The following is a 17908-nucleotide window of genomic DNA, read 5'->3' on the forward strand; positions in this document are numbered from 1 at the left end:
CCGAGACAAGGCGGCCCCTTTGGACCTCAGGTGCCTCTCGCGGCGCCGAGATTTCCTTCAGCGAGTCGGCTCGGGCCACTCGTTTCAGGTGTCTTCTGACAACCCGTCGACGAGCCAGTCCCAGAGCAATGATGACTCCTCCCGCGACTGACGCCGGGCGGGGCGCACCAGCCAGAAACGCTCCGCACTGGGTACGCTCAGGGCGAACGGCGCCACCAGATCAGCGCGGCTCGCAAAGAGGCGCCGATGCGTCAGCGCGACACCGCCGCCCTGGCTGGCGAGCGCCAGCGTCATCACCTGGTTGTCGCAGGTCAGGGCAGGGCCGCGCTCGTCCAGGCCCGCCACACCCGCCAGTTCCAGCCAGGTCGGCCAGCCCACGGCGAAGCCCGCCGCGTGCAGGAGCGTATGGCCGGCGAGGTCGGCCGGCTCGCGAAGCGTCGAGGCCACAGCGGGGCTGCACACCGGCAGCAGGCTCTCGTCGCCCAGGCAGACCCCCTCGACGCCGGACCAGTTGCCCAGGCCATAGCGGAGCTCGATATCGGCGCCCTCGGGGCCGAAGTCGTCCGGCCAGATCGCGCTGACCAGGCGCATGGCCAGAGACGGGTGTGCGCGATGAAACGCCATCAGGCGCGGTGCCAGCCAGTTCTGCTGCATCACCGGGGTCGCGCGCAGTGTCACGGTGCGCTCCGCCGCGTTGCCGAAGACCTCCTGCGTGCCCTCCCCGATACGCGCGAAGCCGTCAAGGATGCTCGGCAGCCAGGCCTGCCCGGCCGGCGTCAAGGATAGGCTGCGCGGGTGGCGCACGAAGAGTTTCTGCCCCAGGCGATCCTCGAGCAGGCGAATACGCTGACTGATCGCCGCCTGGGTCACGCCGAGCTCGCGCCCCGCCGCGGTAAAGCTCAGGGTGCGCGCCGAGGCCTCGAAGGCCTGGAGCCATAGCAGGGGAGGTAACGGTGACATGAAAAAGCCTGTGATAAGCTTAGCTTGGGCATAGGGGTCAGATTAATCGTTTGTCACTGATCTGGCCAATCGCCATCCTGAAGACGCTTTACCGATCGCCTATCAGGAGTTGCGCATGAATCAGGACACCGTTTCCGATTTCGCCCCCGCGGATATCGCCCCGGCACCGCCGGTGGACATGCGTGAACTCTCCCCCTATGAGACGGCAACGCGGCTGCGTGAGGCCAGGATGGAGAGTCATCGGGTCGTGCTCGAATGGCAGGACGGCCAACAGGCCGAATTCCCGCCGATCTGGCTACGCGACCACTGCGCCTGCCCGGCCTGCCGCCATGCCCAGACCTTCGAGCGGCTGGTCTTCCCCATCGAAGGAATCGACACCGCACCCCAGGTGCAGGTCGAGGACGGCCACCTGGTAGTGAACTGGGCCGATGGCCACACGAGCCGCTTCGACGGCGGCTGGCTGCACCAGCGCCGTCCCGGCGAACCCGATCGGGACGTGATCCCCGAGCGCCTCCCCTGGCGCGACGGCTTCTTTCCCCAGCGCGTCGCCCATGGCGACTTCGTTGCCGGTGCCGATGGCGAGCGCGCCTGGCTGACGGCCTTGCTGCGGGATGGCCTGGTACTACTCGAGCACGGGCCGCTCGCCGACGAGGAGGTGAGCCGTCTGGCCAAGCGCATCGGCCCGCTGCGTTCGACCAACTTCGGCGCGCGCTTCGATGTGCGCTCCAAGCCCAACCCCAACAATGCCGCCTATACCGCCATCGGCCTGGCGCTGCATACCGACCTGCCCAACTGGCGCCAGCCACCCGATATCCAGCTGCTCTACTGCCTGGAGAATGGCGCCGAAGGCGGTGGGTCGCTGTTTGCCGATGGCTTCCAGGTCGCCGAGGTGCTGCGCCGCGAGGCCCCCGAGGCCTTCCGCCTGCTCAGCGAGACATCGATCGACTTCCGCTTCCAGGACGAGACGCAGGACATCGGCGTGCGCGCGCCCATCATCGAATGCGATGACGACGGCAAGGTGGTGGAGATTCGCTTCAACAACTGGATTCGCGACACCTTGCGCCTGCCGGCGCAGACCATCGAGGCCTGGTACCGCGCCTACTATCGCTTCTGGCAACTGCTCCATGAGCCGCGTCACCAGCTCGAGTTCGACCTGGCACCGGGGCAGATGATCGCCTTCGATAACCGTCGCGTGCTGCATGGCCGGGGCGCCTTCGACCCGAATACCGGCGCCCGCCATCTGCAGGGCACCTATCTCGACCGCGACATGCTCGAGTCGCGCCTGCGGGTGCTGGCTCGCCGCGCCTGACACGGCTCGCCGACGGCCGACCATTGGCCGGCATGCGCCGGGCCCGTATGCTGTAGCCTCTCCCTGCTGCCAAGGCCCCACACATGCCTCGTCCGCTCCTGCTTCCGCTGGTCGCCCTCGCCGTGCTCATCGGCCTGGCCGTCGGCTGGCAGTGGCTGGCCAGTGAGGACCTTCTCACCGTCGCCATGCTGCAGCGCCTGGTCCAGGGGTCCCTGGCCTGGCGCGACGCGCCCTGGGCAGTGCTGGTGGTGATGGCCGTCTACGCCGGGGCGTCGCTGGTGATGTTCCCGCTCAGCCTGCTGGTAGCGCTGACCGGGCTGCTGTTCGGCCCCTGGTGGGGCTTCGCCCATGCCCTGGCAGGCACCCTCGCGGCCTCGGTGCTGACCTGGTGGGTGGGTCGCCGGGTGGGCCGCGAGGCGCTGATGCGCCACGGTGGCCGGCGCCTGCGCGGCCTCTCGCGCTACCTCTCGGGGCGCGGCATCCGCACCATGACCCTGGTCAACCTGCTGCCGCTGGCGCCCTTCACGCTGACCAACATGATGGCCGGGGCCTTCCACCTGCGCTTTCGCGACTACATGATCGGCTCTCTGCTGGGCATCGCACCGGGGCTGGCCGGGGTCACCCTGCTGGGTAGCCAGCTGGGCGAGCTGGCCACCGCCGAGAGCCGCGGCGAGCTGCTCTGGGCCGCCGCTGGCCTGCTGGTGGGGATCGCCCTGCTGGCGGGCCTCAAGGCCTGGTCCGGTCGGCGCCGCCGCGCCCGCTGACGGGAGCTACTTGCGCGGCACCTCGCTCTCGTCCTCCGCCCGGTGGCCAGGCCACCAGGCGGGCCGCTCCTGCTGCCACTCCTCCTGCACCAGGTGGCGCAACAGGCGACCACGATAGCAGAGCATCTGCCACTCGGCCCCCAGCCGGTAGCGCACCCGCTCCCAGCCCCCCTCGTCGGCATGGGTGAAGGGGCCGCCCCGGGCGATAGCGCGGCGATATACCGCCAGGCAACGCTCGGCGCAACGTGCCTCGTCATAGCCGGCGGCAGTCTCGAGGGCGGCCACGGCCAGCGGCCGGCGGACGCGGGGGTCCGCCAGGGTGACCAGCGCCTCGGCCATGGCCTCGACGTCGTCCTCGGCGAGCAGCCGCCCGTTGTGGCCATCGACCACCACCTCGCGCACCCCGGCGGCATCGATGGCCACCACGGGCAGCCCTGCCGCCATGGCCTCGGCCACCACCATGCCCTGGGTCTCGCTGTGGGAGGCGAAGGCGAAGACGTCCATGGCGTGGTAGGCATCGATCAACGCCTGGCCCTGCAGGCGACCGGTGAAGTGGACGCGATCCTTGACGCCCTGGATGCCGAACACCTCCTGCATGACATGACCGGCCTCACCGTCTCCCACCACCAGGAAATGCGCCTCGGGCTCGCGCATCAGCGCCTCGGCCACCGCCCCAGCCAGGAATGCCAGGTTCTTCTCCAGCGCCAGGCGGCCCAGGTGGCCGATCACGTAGGCGGCCGTGGGAATGCCGAGTCGGTCGCGCCAGCGCCCCTCGTCGCCGCTGGCAAACCGCACGGTATCCACGCCGCTCGGCACCACGCTGATGTGGGGATTGGCCTCGCGCCGGCGCAGCAGGTCACGGATGCTCTCGCTGGGTGCGATCACCTCGTCGCACAGCCAGGTGTACTGGGTGGCGAGCGCCACCGCGAAGCGCTGCATGCGCGGCGAGTCGCCGGGCACGTAGTGGGTGTAGTGCTCATAGAGGGTGTGATGGGTGAAGATCAGCGGCAGGCCGTAGGTCTCCGCCGCCCGGGCGGCCGTATCGCCCAGCAGGAAAGGGTGGTGGGCATGCACGATATCGGGATCGAAGGCCTCGATCGCCTCGTGGAGCTGGCCGGGAATCGGCACCGGCAGCGAGAAGTCGCTACCGTTGAAGTGCTGCACCGCCACCACCCGCACCACGTCGCGCTCCCCCCGCGGCTGCCCCTCCAGGCGCGGCGCCACCACCAGTACCCGGTGGCCGGCGACCTGCAGCTGGCGCTTGAGCCGTTGCACCGACTCGCTGACCCCGCCGACGATGGGCAAGTAGGTATTGGTGAACATCAGCACATTCACGGGAACAAGGCTCCTCGACTGGCGGTGGCGACATTCTGCCGGGAAGGCACCCGGCTGGCCATCTCCTGTTCAAGATAGGCGACGAAGGCCCGGATGCGCGCCGGCACGTGTCGGTGCTGGCGGTAGACGGCATGGAAGTCGGCGCGCACGCCCTGCCAGTCGGGCAGCAGCTCGACCAGGCGACCGCGAGCCAAGTGCTCGTGCACATCCCACCAGGAGCGCAGCGCGATGCCGTGCCCCTCCAGTGCCAGTTGCATGATCACCTCGCCGTCGTTGCTGGCCAGCGGGCCGGCCACCTTCACCGCCTGTTCCACCGCGGGGTCGTCGCGGCGCTGGAAACGCCACACGGCGAAGTCGCTGTCGTTCTCACGCAGCAGCAGGCACGCCTGCCCCGAGAGGTCCGCCGGCGAGCGCAGCGTCGGCAGGGTCGCCACCCGGGCGGGGGCGGCACACAGCACACGACGGTTGGCGAGGATCCGGCGGGCCACCAGCCGCGAGTCCGGTGGCTCGCCCACGCGGATGCCGATGTCGAAGGCCTGGTCGCCCAGGCTCAGCGGGAAGCCGGAGAGCTCCAGGCTCACCTCGATGCCGGGGTGGTCCCGGCAGAAGGCCGAGAGCAGCGGGGCCACATGGCGACGGCCGAAGCCGAAGGTGGCGTTGACCCGCAGCGGGCCGGAGAGCTCGGCACGATGCTCGCCGAGGGACTCCTCGAGCTCGCTGAGCTCCTCGAGGATCATCCCGCCCCGCGCCAGGTAGCGCTCGCCCTCGGCGGTCAGCGCCAGGCGCCGCGTGGTGCGGCTGGCCAGTTCGACGCCCAGCCGGGCCTCGAGTTGCTTGAGGCGCTTGCTCACCGCCGACAGCGACAGGCCCAGTTCGCGGGCGGTGGCGGTGAGGCTGCCGGCATGGGCCAGGCGGCGGAAGAAGGCCAGGTCATCGAGGGGGGTCATGCCATTCTCCACTCTTTCTCAACAATGAGTTGAATGGTACCCCGATTATCTTTCCTGCGTGCAGGACTAGACTGGCAGGCACTACCCATGCTTCCCAGGAGGAATTCCATGTCCCATCGCATCGCCGTCATTCCCGGCGACGGCATCGGCAAGGAGGTGATGCCCGAGGGGCTGCGCGCCCTCGAGGCCGCCGCCGCGCGCTTCGGCATCGACCTGAGCCTCGAGCACTTCGACTTCGCCAGCTGCGACTACTACGCCGAGCACGGCCAGATGCTGCCCGACGACTGGTTCGAGCAGCTCAAGGACGCCGATGCCATCTTCTACGGGGCCGTGGGCTGGCCGGAGACCGTACCCGACCACATCTCCCTGTGGGGCTCGCTGCTGCAGTTCCGTCGCCGCTTCGACCAGTACGTCAACCTGCGTCCCTGCAAGCTGCTGCCCGGCGTGAAGAGCCCGCTGGCGGGCCGCGCGCCCGGCGACATCGATTTCTACGTGGTGCGCGAGAACACCGAGGGCGAGTATTCCAGCGTCGGCGGCAAGATGTTCGAGGGCACCGAGCGCGAGGTGGTGATCCAGGAGACCGTGATGACCCGCACCGGGGTCGACCGGGTGCTGAAGTACGCCTATGAGCTGGCCCAGTCGCGCCCCCGAAAGAAGCTCACCTCGGCCACCAAGTCCAACGGCATCGCCATCACCATGCCCTGGTGGGACGAGCGCGTGAAGGCGATGGGCGTGCACTACCCCGAGGTGTCGGTGGACCAGTTCCATATCGACATCCTCACCGCCAACTTCGTGATGCACCCCGACTGGTTCGATGTGGTGGTGGCCAGCAACCTGTTCGGCGACATCCTCTCCGACCTGGGGCCGGCCTGCACCGGCACCATCGGCGTGGCCCCCTCGGCCAACATCAACCCGGACGGCCTCTTCCCGAGCCTCTTCGAGCCGGTCCACGGCAGCGCCCCGGACATCGCCGGCAAGGGCATCGCCAACCCCATCGGCCAGGTCTGGTCCGCCGCCATGATGCTCGAGCACCTGGGCCACCCGGAAGCCGGCCAGGCCATCGTCGATGCCTTCGAGGCGGTGCTCGCCGCGGGTGACAAGGCGGTGCTGACGCCGGATGTCGGCGGCCAGGGCACCACCGAGGCCCTGGGCCGCGCCATCGCCGAACGCATCGCCGGCTGAACCGCCCGCCACCAACGACAAGGCCCCACCCGGCGCTCCTTCACGGAGCAACCGGGCGGGGCCTGATTCGTGGCAGGGCTTGGTGAGGCCGGCGTCAGCCAGCCAGCTTCGCGGCGATGCGTGCCACGTGTTCACCCTGGAAGCGGGCGATCTTGAGCTCTCGGTCGTCGGGCTGGCGGGACCCATCGCCACCGGCAATGGTGGAGGCACCATAGGGATTGCCGCCGCCAGCCTGGTCGAAGATGTACTGCTCGCCGATGCCATAGCCCAGCGGCACAATCAGCATGCCCTGATGGGCCAGGGTGTGCCAGAAGGAGGTGATGGTGGTCTCCTGGCCACCGCCAGTGCCAGTGGAGGTGAAGACGCTCGCCACCTTGCCACGTAGCTTGCCACCCGCCCAGAGGCCCCCGGTCTGGTCGAGGAAGGTGCGCATCTGGGCGGACATGTTGCCGAAGCGAGTCGGGGTCCCGAAGATCACGGCATCATATTCTGCTAGCTCCCCTGGGCTCGCTTCGGGCGTATCGAAGGACTGACCTCCGGCCTTGGCGAAGGCCTCGGCGTCCATGGTCTCGGGCACCCGCTTGAGGGTGACCTCGACGCCCTCGACGCCGCTTGCCCCTTCGGCCACGGTGCGGGCCAGGGTATCGATATGGCCGTACATGGAGTGATAGACCACCAGTATTCGAGTCATTCGCTCGCCTCCTCTTGCGGTTCCGTCGTGTGATGATTCCTAGTGTAGAATCGACGGAAACGAAAGGAAGCGAAGAAATTCGACGCTATCGATCGAAATTATCGAAACGTCAGGCCCTGCGCCACACCCCCTCGAAGATCCGCACCCGGTCCGCGGCCAGGTTGTCGCGCAGGTTTCGCCCCATCTCGGCGAAAGCTTCGCCGAAGATCAGCCCCGGCCCGGGCGGGCGCGGATTTTCACCCTGGGCCCTGTCACTTTCATCCGACCGACCCTCGCCCTTGAGTCCAACGGCGACGGACGGGATGGTGTCGCCAGCCACCACAACATCGACAACAGGTGCCCCCATGCCTTCCGACATGAGCCTCGAGCAGTTCTTCGCCCGCCTCTGGGACGACTACACCGCCATGACGCCCCAGGCGAGCCGCATCCATGACGCCCTGGTCGCCGATGGCGAGACCATCGTCAACGACCATGTGGCCTTTCGCACCTTCGACCGCGGCCCCCTTCGCCTGGCCGACCTGGAGCCCCACCTGCTGGCGCTGGGCTACACCCGGCTGGAGCCCTACGACTTCGAGGCCAAGAAGCTGCGTGCCTGGGGCTACCTGCCGCCGCGGGCGGACCAGCCCAGGGTCTTCCTCTCGGAGCTGAAGTGCCGCGAGCTCTCGGCGCCTGCCCAGGAGATCATCGACGAGCTGGTGGGCCAGATCGACCCTGCCCGGATCGCCTCGCCCGAGGTGCTCTGGGCCGGCCGTCTCTGGGAGACACCGACCTGGGGGGAATACCGGACCCTGGCGGAGGAGAGCGAGTACGCCGCCTGGCTGTCGATCATCGGGCTGCGGGCCAACCACTTCACGATCAGCGTCAACCACCTGCGCCGCCACGACAGCCTGGAGAAGCTGCTGGCGAGGGTCGAGTCGCTGGGGCTGTCTATCAACGCGTCCGGCGGACGCATCAAGGGCTCCCCCGAGGTACTGCTGGAGCAGGCCTCGACGCTCGCCGACCGCATGCCCTTCACTTTCTCCGGCGGCCGAGTCGAGGAGATCCCCACCTGCTACTACGAGTTCGCCCGGCGCTACCCGGATGCCGAGGGTCGGCTCTACCAGGGCTTCGTCGCCGCCAGCGCCGACCGGATCTTCGAGTCCACCGACGCCCGTCCCGATCATGCTGGCTGAGTGGCTCGACCAGGGCCTGGAAGGACGCACCCCCTCCCGCGCCGAGGGCCGAGTCTCCGGGGGGCGTTTCCGGCTGGCCGCCCCGGGGGTGCTAGAACTCGCGCCGGACGCCCCCGCAACAGGGGCGAGGGCCTGCGTGCTCTCGGTCGGCGTCCACGGCAACGAGACGGCCCCCATGGAGCTGCTGGGCGAGAGCCTCGCCCGCCTGGAGGCCGGGCTGCTGCGCCTGGGGGCGCCGCTGCTGGTGATCCTGGGCAACCCCGAGGCGATACGGCGCGGCGAGCGCTATGTCGCCACCAACCTCAACCGGTTGTTCCGCCGCGACCTCGACGAGACGGGTGACGAACCCGACCGGGCCCGAGCGCTGATGGCCGCGGTAGACGCCTTCTACGCCCGCCACCCCGACCGGCCCCGCCTGCACTACGACCTGCACACGGCGATCCGCGACAGCCGCTTCCCGCGCTTCGTGGTCGAGCCCTTCGCCGAGACGCCGACGCCCCCCGAGCAGTGGCGCTGGCTGGCCGCCGCCGGCATCCAGGCGGTGCTCCACCAGCACCGCCACAGCTGGACCTTCTCGCACTACGCCAAGCACTACCATGGTGCGGCGGCCTTCACCCTGGAACTGGGCCGTGCCCTGCCGTTCGGCCACAACGACCTGGCGCCGCTGGCCCCCATGGGCCGGCTGCTCGAGGCGCTGGTCGAGGGCCGCGCGCCCGCCGAGGGCGACCCCGGGGCCATGACCTTCTTCCGCGCCCAACACGAGCTGCTGCGCCACGGCGAGGCGTTCCGGCTCTGCTTCCCCGACGATACGCCCAACTTCAGCGAGTTCCCGCCGGGCACCCGGCTGGCGGAAGACGCCGTCGCCGGCGAGACCCGCGTCGGCGACACCCCCCTGTCGGTGGTCTTTCCCAATGCCGACGTCGAGATCGGCGCCCGGGCGGCGCTGCTGGTGGTACCGAGCCCGCCACCGGACTGACGCCGTCCCCCGGCACCCCACAACAACAACCGCCAGGAGAATCCCCATGACCCATGCCATCCCCACCCCGGACCGAGGTAATATATCCGGCTGGTCGCGGTGCCCTTCCGGAAATCCTCCGGCCTGTTAGAATCGCCCTCTTTTTTGACTCCCGGTTTTGATGCCCGGTTTTGATCCCCGGCCCGCACCGGCCGACCCCTGATGCGGCGGACCGCCCACGATCTGGAGCCCGTTCCATGGCCGATACCCCGATTCCGCTGGAAGTGCGCGACATCACCAAGCGCTTCGGCGACACCGAGGTCCTCAAGGGCCTCTCCCTGAAGGCCCACAAGGGCGATGTGATCACGCTGATCGGTGCCTCCGGCTCCGGCAAGAGCACCTTCCTGCGCTGCATGAATCTGCTCGAGCAACCCGACGAGGGCGACCTGATCGTCCACGGCGAGGAGATCCGCTTCAAGCAGACCCGACACGGCCGTGAACCGGCCGACTGGAAGCAGGTCGTGCGCATGCGCGCCAAGCTCTCCATGGTCTTCCAGAGCTTCAACCTCTGGGCCCACATGACGCTGCTCGAGAACGTCATCGAGGCCCCGGTCCATGTGCTCGGCAAGCCCAAGAAGGAGGCCATCGCCCATGCCCGGCAGCTGCTCGAGCGGGTCGGCCTCGGCGAGCACGCCGACTACTACCCGGCGCAGATGTCCGGCGGCCAGCAGCAGCGCGGGGCCATCGCCAGGGCACTGGCCATGGACCCGGAGGTGATGCTCTTCGACGAGCCCACCTCGGCGCTGGACCCGGAGCTGGTCGGCGACGTGCTGAAGGTGATGCGCGACCTCGCCCAGGAGGGCCGCACCATGATCGTGGTCACCCACGAGATGGCCTTCGCCCGCGACGTCTCCTCCCAGGTGATCTATCTCCACCAGGGGCGGGTCGAGGAAGCCGGCCCGCCGGAGGAAGTGCTGGGCAACCCGCGCTCCGAGCGGCTCAAGCAGTTCCTGGCGCCCAAGCACTGAGGCGACCCGGACGAGGAGACTCCCATGATCGACCTGCACGGCTACGGCCCGCGCCTCGCCGAAGGCGCCCTGATCACCATCGAGCTGGCGGTGCTTTCGCTGATCCTTGCCATCGTGCTGGGACTGCTCACCGCCAGTGCCAAGATGTCGCGCAACTGGGTGGCCCACCGCATCGGCACCCTCTACACCACCGTCATCCGCGGCGTTCCCGACCTGGTGCTGATGATGCTGATGTTCTTCGGCGGCCAGATCGGCATCAACATGGTCACCGACCAGCTCTACGAGCGCTTCGGGTGGGACCTCTTCATCAACGTCAACGAGTTCGTCGCCGGCGTGATCACCATCGGGCTGATCTTCGGCGCCTACATGGGCGAGACATTTCGCGGCGCCTTCCTGGCAGTGGACAGCGGCCAGATCGAGGCCGGGCGCGCCTACGGCATGAACCACTGGCTGGTGTTCCAGCGCATCCGCTTCCCGCAGATGATGCGCCATGCCATTCCGGGGCTCTCCAACAACTGGATGGTACTGCTCAAGACCACCGCCCTGGTCTCGGTGATCGGCCTCACTGACATGGTCCGCGTGGCCGCCGAGGCCTCCAAGGCCACCCGCGAGCCCTTCACCTTCATGATCATCGTCGCCGCCGTCTACCTGCTGATCGCCACGGTCTCGGAGTGGGGCTTCGCGCGGCTGCAGAAACGCTATGACGTCGGCTACCGGGAGGCGGACTGATGGAAGCCCTGATGACCTGGCTGGAGGCCCAGCTCGCCGACAACAGCATCTTCACCCTGCAGACCCTCGGCTACTACGGCGAGGGCCTGGTCACCACCGTGCAGCTGGTGGCCCTGTCGCTGATCATCGGCCTGGTGATGGCGGTACCGCTGGCCATCGGCCGCGGCTCGAAGCATCGCTGGATCAGCCTGCCGATCTTCCTCTACTGCTACGTGTTCCGCGGCACGCCGCTGCTGGTCCAGCTCTACCTGATCTACTACGGCGTGGTGTTCGTCGAGGGGATCCAGGAGACCTGGCTGTGGGTGATCCTCGAGAAGCCCTTCGTGCCGGCACTGATCGCCTTCACCCTCAATACCGCGGCCTACACCACCGAGATCTTCCGCGGCGCCATCAAGTCCACGGCCCGGGGCGAGATCGAGGCGGCACGCGCCTATGGCATGTCCCGGGGGCTGATGCTGCGGCGTATCGTGCTGCCCAGCGCCTTCCGGCGCGCCCTGCCGGCCTACGGCAACGAGGTGATCTTCATGCTCCACGCCAGCGCCATCGCCAGCGTGGTCACCATCATGGATCTGACCGGGGCGGCCCGCTTCGTCTATGCGCGCTACTACGCGCCCTTCGATGCCTTCCTGTTCGTGGCGGCCATCTACCTCTGCCTGACGTTCGCCATCCTCTACCTGTTCCGCTATCTGGAACGGCGCCTGCTGGCGCACCTCAAGCCGGCCAGCGGCTGACAGACGACGACGGGGAGCGTAAAACAAGCGTTGGGAACCGGCGTTTGAAAGCGACCGGCTCCCCCTTCCGACGGGCCCGGGCATCCGCTATCGTGGTCGCGTCGTCACCCACGAGGTGACACCACCAACAACACGGGAAAACACCCCATGAAGCTACACAAGATCCTGAGTCTCGGCGTGTTCGGCGCCGCCCTGGTCGCTGGCAGCGCCAGTGCCGAGGTCCGCGACATCCGCATCGGCGTCGACGTGCCCTACGAGCCCATGGAGTTCCGCACTCCCGAGGGCGAGCTGACCGGCTTCGACATCGACCTGGGCAACGCCCTGTGTGCCGAGATCGGCATCCAGTGCGAGTGGGTCGTGCAAGGCTGGGACGGCATCATCCCCGGCCTCCAGGCGCGCAAGTACGACGCCATCATGTCCTCGATGACCATCAACGAGCAGCGTCGTGAGCAGGTCCTGTTCTCCGATCCCTACATCACTCCCCCGTCGGCCTGGTTCGCGCCCGGCGACGTCGAGATCGGCACCCCGTCCGAAGAAACCCTCGACGGCCTGACCCTCGGCGTGCAGCGCGGTACCCTGCAGGACAACTACGTGACCGACCTATACGGCGACGTGGCCGACGTCAACCGTTACGCCACCGCCGACGACATGGTGCTGGACATGGACTCGGGCCGCCTCGATGCGGTGTTCCTCGACTTCCCGATCGGCAAGTCCACCCTGCTCGACAGCGAGGCGGGCGACTACAAGCTGGTCGGCAAGAAGATCACCGAGCCCAAGGAGTACTTCGGCGAAGGCTTCGGCATCGCCTTCCGCCACCGTGACCAGGAGCTGGCCGAGGCCTTCAACGCGGCCCTGGCAACGCTGAAGGACAATGGTACCTACGACGAGATCCACGAAAGGTACTTCGGTGAATAAGTACTCCGGCACGGACTGAACCGAGCGACAGCCAGCCGACACGACCGGGGCCCCCAGGGGCCCCGGTCCGCTGTCCGGGCCCCGGTCCCGACCTTCAGGGCGGGGCCTGAGGGGCGCTCTCGCGCATCTCGATGGCCCGGCGCATGAAGGCCAGGATCCAGCGCACCATCAGGGTGTCATCCACCGACGCCGAGAGCGACGCCTCCCCCTCGCGCACCCGATGGTGGCCGACCAGGTCGGCGCGCTGCGCCATCAGGTCCCGGGAATAGGCGCGGGTGAACTCGGGATGTCCCTGCACGCCGAGGAAGTGCTCACCGAGCTGCATCAGGTAGGCCGGGCAGAAGTCGCTGCCGCCCAGCACCCGGGTGCCCTCCGGCAGCCGCGCCACCTGGTCCTGGTGGCTCACCAGCAGGTCAAGTCCCGGCTGCCAGGGCGCCATCCAGTCGGCCCGCTCGGTGACCTGGTTGAACGACATGCCCACGCCCCAGCCCTTGCCGCTCTTCGCTACCTCGCCGCCCAGCGCCCTGGCCATCAGCTGGTGGCCAAAGCAGATACCCACCAGCGGCTTGCCCGCCACCCAGAGGGCGCGCACGAAGGCCTCGAGCGCGGCGATCCAGGGCAGGTCGTCATTGACCCCGAACTTCGATCCCGTGGTCAACCAGGCGTCCACCGCCTCGACATCGTCGGGAATCTCGCCGTCCAGGCAGCGCCAGACCCTGAACGTCAGGCTCGGGTCCACGCGATGGAACAGTGCTTCGAACATTTCAGGATAGTTGCCGTGGGTCCCACGCAGCTCCGGCGCCACGTCATCACACTGCAGCAGTCCGATCACCATGCTCTTTCCTCTCCGCGTCATCTCGCCTTACTCTTGATGCCCACCGTCATGTCATGCCCACCGCCACGTCAGAGCCTGGCAGGGTCTATCAGCGCAGTACCCGCTTGACCAGCAGCGGCCCGAGGATCTCGAAGACCACGGTCGAGGCCACCACCGCCGCGAGCAGCATCGGGCCGTGTTCGGGAAATCGTTCGGCCGCGAGCAGTGCCATGCCCATCGCGACACCGGCCTGGGGGGTCAGCGCCAGGCCGAGGTTCCCCGGCAGCTCGGCCTGGCGCTCCCGAGCGAGGCGGACGCCGAGCAAGCCGCCCAGGTAGCGCCCCGCCAGGCGCAGCAGAATGTAGGCCAGGGTCAGGCCGAGGGCATCGCCGAATCGGTAGAGATCCATGCTGGCGCCCGAGAGCACGAAGAAGAATACCAGGAAAGGCCACTCGATCAGCTCGATCTCATTGAACGAACGCGTGTGGTGGCGGGAGAGATTGGCCACCAGAGCACCGGTGATCATCGCCGCCAGCAGGGACGAGACCCCGAGCCAGGACGAGATACCGGCCAGCAACAGGATCAGGGCCAAGGCTTCCACCTGGGTCGGCTCGCCCGGCGCCAGGCGCGATGAAATCCTGCGGATCGAAGATAACGTGCGTGGTGCCGTCGCGGTAGGGGTTTTTCGGCGAGTAACCGATGTCGCCGCGTGGTGTCAGGAACAGCCGCTTTCCTAATACGGGCGGACGGCAGCAGATGTAGCGGCACAGACGTTCCAGCTTGTCGCGCTGACTAGCCTTGACTGCCACCCCGGCATGTAACGAAAAGCCGGCCACGTTGCCGGGATCGTCGGCCGCCCAATCCTCCTCCAAATCTGTGGTCGGCAAGGTCTGGAGCGTAAACACCTTGCGACCCCGGTAGCGGCGGGGAACAGACCATGGAGCTGACCCTGACCGGCCGTGACACCATGCGCTTTCGCATGCTGCTGGGGCGAAAGGCGTTGGAAGACCGGTTTCTGGTCGACCCGGCCGGTTCCTACTTGGCCGGAAGCCCGCGCGGCTGACACTCAATCAAAGCTCTGGTCAGATGGTTCGATCGCCGCACGGACCAGATCGACCAGCCGTATGATTCCCACCAGCCGACTGTCTCCGTCGAGCACCGGGATATCCTCGATCCGCCGCTCCATGTATTTATGAAGGACATCGTGGACGTACTCGTCAAGTCGGGCCGAGATAAAGCGTTGATCCATGAACTCACGGACCGGTCCGCGCGCCACACGCTCAAGCAACTGGCGGCGGCTTTGCGTCGGCCGGTGAGCAGAGAGCAAAACGCCCGCCAGCCGGCGGAAGCCGAGGTGACCGACGACTCGCCGCTCGGCATCGGTGACATAGATATCGCGACATTCAGGCTCGCCCAGCATTGCGCGCGCCGCTTCCTCAAGCGAAGCATCACGTTCGACGGTCACCCCGGTTACGGTGTGCCCCTCCAACCAATCGGCAATCTTCATTTAGCTTCTCCTTCGGCCTATGCAGGCGGAATCCCCGACTCGACGCGAGCCGTCGCGCACCGAGATCGTATCGACCACTTCAGTCAGCGACATCGTTATGGCGATCCGGTTGATGACGATGTCACTGGGCAGTCTTCCCCTTCGGCGTGTTCTGGCAAAATTCACCAGCCCGACGCAGACCGTATCGCACCGAGATCGCTCCGACGGACTCAGTCAGCAAGGTGGTAGTTGCAATCAGGTTGACAATAATTTCGCCGGCCTGCGAGAACGTCGGATAATTCAACAGGAGTAGTGCCAGACCGATGGCCACGCCGCCCTGAGGGAACAGGCCGAAACCGATGTTCGACCAGATAGCTCGCGGCGCCCCGGCTAGTCGTGCGCCGCTTCCGCCCCCGACGAACAGGCCCATGGCACGTGCAACGAAGTAGGTCAACATCAGTGGCCAGTAGTCGATCACGGCCGAGGGAGCAAAATGCAGACCAGCAAAGGTGAAGAACAACACGAAGACGGTTTCCTCGAGATCCTCGATCGGCTCGAACAATCGCTCGGCATGCGGGCCACAAAACCAGCGCACCGAAAAGCCCAGCACCATCGCCGCCAGCAGCGCCGAGAACTCGGCCCAAGCGGCCAGCCCCACTGTCAGTAGGATCCCGCCCAACAATAGTGGGAGCAACATGCTCTGTTCGTGAAAGCAGCGCGACAGGCGTTCGATCAGAAAGCCGCTGCCCCAACCCACCAGCAACGCGGCACCGATCTCCCAGAAGGCCGTGCCCAGCGCCCCACCTAGCGACCCGCTACCGACAATCGCCATCACCAGCGCAAAAATGAGGATGCCGAGGGCATCGTCGATGGCCACCATGCCGAGCAGCGTGTTGGTCAATGGCCCGCACGCTCGGTACTGATGTACCACCGCCACGATGGCGGCAGGAGCCGTGGCAGGGGCGAGCGCACCGAGGACGAGCGCGAACGACCACAACGGCAGGTCGACCACCGTCATACCCAACAGCAGGACCGCCCCCACCACCACCAGAAAGGCGCCAGAGACTTCGCCCAGAGTCGCCCCGACGATGCTCCAGCCGAGACGATGCAACTGGCTGGGGCTGATCGCCCCGCCGATCACATAGGCAATGACCCCGAGGGCCACCGACACCAGCGGCTGGGTCCACTGAGTGTCGTGCATGCCCAGTTGGCCACCCAGGAGGCCGGGGGCAAAGAGCATGCCCACCAAGATGTAACCCACCACACGCGGCACACCGAACAGATGGCTCCCAAGCGCCCCAAAGGCAAGCCCAGAGAGCAACAACACCCCAATCAGCAGTATTTCCACGCCTCCTCCTTTCTACGCACCCGATCGGGAACCCGGTCCCGGATCGACTATCCTAGGCTTTGTCAGAAAAGTCTGCTCGCAGGCAACGGTCTATGCACGCCAGGCATACCATGGCCCTGAAACTGCTGGCCAACTTATCGTACCGCGTGCAGATCCGGCGTAGTTCTTTGATCCACCCGAAACAGCGCTGGATGATTTTCCACCGAGGTTTGTCAAAGCCCCTCGGTGCACCAGGGCGTGTCTTGCGCTTCATTTTGCGTCTGGCAATGATGGGCTTCATCCGGTGTCAGTCGCAGTAGCGGCGAAGCGGATCGCTGTCATAGCCCTTGTCCGCCACGATGAAGCAACAGCGCTTGAGCGTCTGCTTCCGTGACCAGGCAGGAGGGCGTGCTCCATGATCGGGATGAGGAGCCGCTAATCCGATTCCTGACCCGGCGACAAGGTGAAGGTCAGCGGCCAACCATGTCGATCGCACACCATGTGAATCTTGGTCGTCAATCCAGCCCGGCTGTGTCCCAGGGCATGGTCTACGGGTTCTTGCTGCCCCTTTTTTTTGCCGCCTCCCGAGCGGCTCGCGTTGCCCGGATTGAGGTCGAGTCGATCATCCACGTATCAAGATCCATCAGACCATCCTCGCGGAGTCACAGTTGGAGCCGAGCCAGGATGGCTTCGAAAGTACCATCGTCGCGCCATTGCCGGAATCGGTCATAGACCGTCTTCCAAGGACCATAACGCTCAGGCAGATCGCGCCACTTGGCCCCTGAGCATAGGATCCAGAAGATCCCGTTCAACACCTGACGGTCATCACGACGGGGGCGCGCCGTAGTCTGCGGCGGTGACACGATATCCTCAATGAGGACCCAGCCGTTGTCAGAGATCTCGTAGCGTCCTGCCATAGGCCACCTATGCTGTTAAAGCATAGGTGGCCTTAGCAGATCCGACTTTTCGGACAAAACCTCGCATGGCCATGGCAAGCTCGAAGACCACGATACCCCAGCCGTCATCGATGGCGACGATCCCCAGCAGCAGGCGAGCCCGCAACCGGGTATCACCACTGGCCCGCACCGTCTCCTGCACGGCCGCAGGATCAGTCGCCACCGAGATGGCCGCCAGTGATACCGCCACCACTATCGGGAACCCCAATGCCAGCAGACCGGCACCCACCGCCACCCCGACACCCACCAGCACCAGCAGCGAGATACGCGGCAGGCGGGTTCGGCTGGCCACCACGTCGGCCAGGATGCTGATGGAGAGGATTACGCCCAGCAGCAACAGGCTGGCTGCGGTAACGCTGGGGTCGACTGGCAGCCAGGAGAGTGTCTCGGGGAGAGTCACCTTGTCGTTCCTCGTTGGTCATGAGGCAGTCAGGTAGCAAGCCGCCAGCCTAGCATGGAGATGCGAGCCAGTGACCCCGAATCATGGAGCCATCACGAACGCCTGGTCGACCGGCCACCTTACCCGGAAACCATCGGCCGTGGCGCCTTGTCGCACCCGACTTGATCCATGTCACACAAGGACTCCCTCCAGGGTCCATACTGAATA

20 protein-coding genes and 2 pseudogenes are annotated in these 17908 nt (G+C 66.8%); 10 read left to right on the forward strand and 12 right to left on the reverse strand.

The features are described from left to right. Positions 1-84 precede the first annotated feature (84 nt). Positions 85-960 carry a LysR substrate-binding domain-containing protein gene (locus OP497_RS09840; RefSeq protein WP_280548037.1) on the reverse strand — a complete coding sequence of 292 codons (876 nt, stop codon included), beginning with the start codon at positions 958-960 and terminating at the stop codon, positions 85-87. Positions 961-1075: 115 nt separating this feature from the next. Between OP497_RS09840 and OP497_RS09845 the strand changes: the two genes are divergently transcribed. Together OP497_RS09845 and OP497_RS09850 are read left to right on the forward strand one after the other, a co-directional pair. After that, complete coding sequence (locus OP497_RS09845) at positions 1076-2269, forward strand: TauD/TfdA family dioxygenase (protein WP_280548038.1); 1194 nt, start codon at positions 1076-1078, stop codon at positions 2267-2269. A gap of 83 nt (positions 2270-2352) precedes the next feature. Then, on the forward strand, positions 2353-3033 hold the full coding sequence (locus OP497_RS09850; protein ID WP_280548039.1) for a TVP38/TMEM64 family protein: 681 nt from the start codon (positions 2353-2355) through the stop codon (positions 3031-3033). A gap of 6 nt (positions 3034-3039) precedes the next feature. On the opposite strand, the gene OP497_RS09855 is transcribed toward OP497_RS09850, so the two are convergent. Continuing rightward, positions 3040-4368 (reverse strand): glycosyltransferase, encoded by a 1329-nt coding sequence (locus tag OP497_RS09855; protein ID WP_280548040.1) that lies wholly within the window; start codon positions 4366-4368, stop codon positions 3040-3042. Then, positions 4365-5315 carry a LysR family transcriptional regulator gene (locus tag OP497_RS09860; RefSeq protein WP_280548041.1) on the reverse strand — a complete coding sequence of 317 codons (951 nt, stop codon included), beginning with the start codon at positions 5313-5315 and terminating at the stop codon, positions 4365-4367. Before OP497_RS09860 ends, OP497_RS09855 begins: the two co-directional genes overlap by 4 nt. 108 nt (positions 5316-5423) lie before the next feature. Here OP497_RS09860 and OP497_RS09865 point away from each other — a divergent pair, with 108 nt between their 5' ends. Next, positions 5424-6497, forward strand: coding sequence for a tartrate dehydrogenase (locus OP497_RS09865; RefSeq protein ID WP_280548042.1), 1074 nt, complete (start codon positions 5424-5426; stop codon positions 6495-6497). Between the two features lie 94 nt (positions 6498-6591). Here the strand turns inward: OP497_RS09865 and wrbA are convergent, their stop codons facing one another. Continuing rightward, entirely contained in the window at positions 6592-7188 is a 597-nt protein-coding gene (gene wrbA / locus OP497_RS09870) for an NAD(P)H:quinone oxidoreductase (protein WP_280548043.1), read from the reverse strand. Between the two features lie 109 nt (positions 7189-7297). Then, entirely contained in the window at positions 7298-7546 is a 249-nt protein-coding gene (locus OP497_RS09875; RefSeq protein WP_280548044.1) for a hypothetical protein, read from the reverse strand. On the opposite strand from OP497_RS09875, the gene OP497_RS09880 reads away from it, so the two are divergent. From OP497_RS09880 to OP497_RS09905, 6 genes are all read left to right on the forward strand, one after another. Next, positions 7533-8360 (forward strand): DUF1338 domain-containing protein, encoded by an 828-nt coding sequence (locus tag OP497_RS09880; protein ID WP_280548045.1) that lies wholly within the window; start codon positions 7533-7535, stop codon positions 8358-8360. The genes OP497_RS09875 and OP497_RS09880 overlap by 14 nt on opposite strands. After that, a complete protein-coding gene (locus OP497_RS09885; RefSeq protein WP_280548046.1) occupies positions 8350-9336 on the forward strand; it encodes a succinylglutamate desuccinylase in 987 nt (328 codons plus the stop codon). The genes OP497_RS09880 and OP497_RS09885 overlap by 11 nt, the downstream gene beginning before the upstream one ends. A 236-nt stretch (positions 9337-9572) precedes the next feature. After that, entirely contained in the window at positions 9573-10343 is a 771-nt protein-coding gene (locus OP497_RS09890; protein WP_280548047.1) for an ATP-binding cassette domain-containing protein, read from the forward strand. Between the two features lie 24 nt (positions 10344-10367). Continuing rightward, positions 10368-11072, forward strand: coding sequence for an ABC transporter permease (locus tag OP497_RS09895; RefSeq protein ID WP_280548048.1), 705 nt, complete (start codon positions 10368-10370; stop codon positions 11070-11072). Then, positions 11072-11803, forward strand: coding sequence for an ABC transporter permease (locus tag OP497_RS09900; RefSeq protein ID WP_280548049.1), 732 nt, complete (start codon positions 11072-11074; stop codon positions 11801-11803). Before OP497_RS09895 ends, OP497_RS09900 begins: the two co-directional genes overlap by 1 nt. Before the next feature lie 147 nt (positions 11804-11950). Continuing rightward, entirely contained in the window at positions 11951-12718 is a 768-nt protein-coding gene (locus OP497_RS09905; RefSeq protein WP_280548050.1) for a transporter substrate-binding domain-containing protein, read from the forward strand. Between the two features lie 94 nt (positions 12719-12812). On the opposite strand, the gene OP497_RS09910 is transcribed toward OP497_RS09905, so the two are convergent. The 3 genes and pseudogenes from OP497_RS09910 to OP497_RS09920 all read right to left on the reverse strand — a co-directional run. Further along, positions 12813-13553 (reverse strand): gamma-glutamyl-gamma-aminobutyrate hydrolase family protein, encoded by a 741-nt coding sequence (locus tag OP497_RS09910; RefSeq protein ID WP_280548051.1) that lies wholly within the window; start codon positions 13551-13553, stop codon positions 12813-12815. A gap of 88 nt (positions 13554-13641) precedes the next feature. Further along, the gene (locus tag OP497_RS09915) at positions 13642-14124 is read right to left on the reverse strand and encodes a cation:proton antiporter (protein ID WP_280548052.1); all 483 of its coding nucleotides are present in this window, start codon (positions 14122-14124) and stop codon (positions 13642-13644) included. A gap of 34 nt (positions 14125-14158) precedes the next feature. Then, a pseudogene (locus OP497_RS09920) lies at positions 14159-14446 on the reverse strand (transposase); the annotation flags it as partial. Between the two features lie 23 nt (positions 14447-14469). Here OP497_RS09920 and OP497_RS09925 point away from each other — a divergent pair. Then, positions 14470-14595 carry a RimK/LysX family protein gene (locus OP497_RS09925; protein WP_348533112.1) on the forward strand — a complete coding sequence of 42 codons (126 nt, stop codon included), beginning with the start codon at positions 14470-14472 and terminating at the stop codon, positions 14593-14595. Between the two features lie 3 nt (positions 14596-14598). Here OP497_RS09925 and OP497_RS09930 read toward each other — a convergent pair whose 3' ends face one another. The 4 genes and pseudogenes from OP497_RS09930 to OP497_RS09945 all read right to left on the reverse strand — a co-directional run bounded on the left by OP497_RS09930 (position 14599) and on the right by OP497_RS09945 (position 17701). Next, on the reverse strand, positions 14599-15039 hold the full coding sequence (locus tag OP497_RS09930) for a CBS domain-containing protein (protein ID WP_280548053.1): 441 nt from the start codon (positions 15037-15039) through the stop codon (positions 14599-14601). Positions 15040-15160: 121 nt separating this feature from the next. Continuing rightward, the gene (locus OP497_RS09935; protein WP_280548054.1) at positions 15161-16366 is read right to left on the reverse strand and encodes a cation:proton antiporter; all 1206 of its coding nucleotides are present in this window, start codon (positions 16364-16366) and stop codon (positions 15161-15163) included. Positions 16367-16418: 52 nt separating this feature from the next. Further along, a pseudogene (locus tag OP497_RS09940) lies at positions 16419-17262 on the reverse strand (IS5 family transposase). A 7-nt stretch (positions 17263-17269) separates the two neighbouring features. Continuing rightward, positions 17270-17701: a cation:proton antiporter gene (locus tag OP497_RS09945; RefSeq protein ID WP_280548055.1), complete on the reverse strand. Its 432-nt coding sequence runs from the start codon at positions 17699-17701 to the stop codon at positions 17270-17272. Positions 17702-17908 lie beyond the last annotated feature (207 nt).

The sequence above is a fragment of the Halomonas sp. 11-S5 genome, assembly GCF_029889825.1.
Taxonomy (GTDB): Bacteria; Pseudomonadota; Gammaproteobacteria; order Pseudomonadales; family Halomonadaceae; genus Halomonas.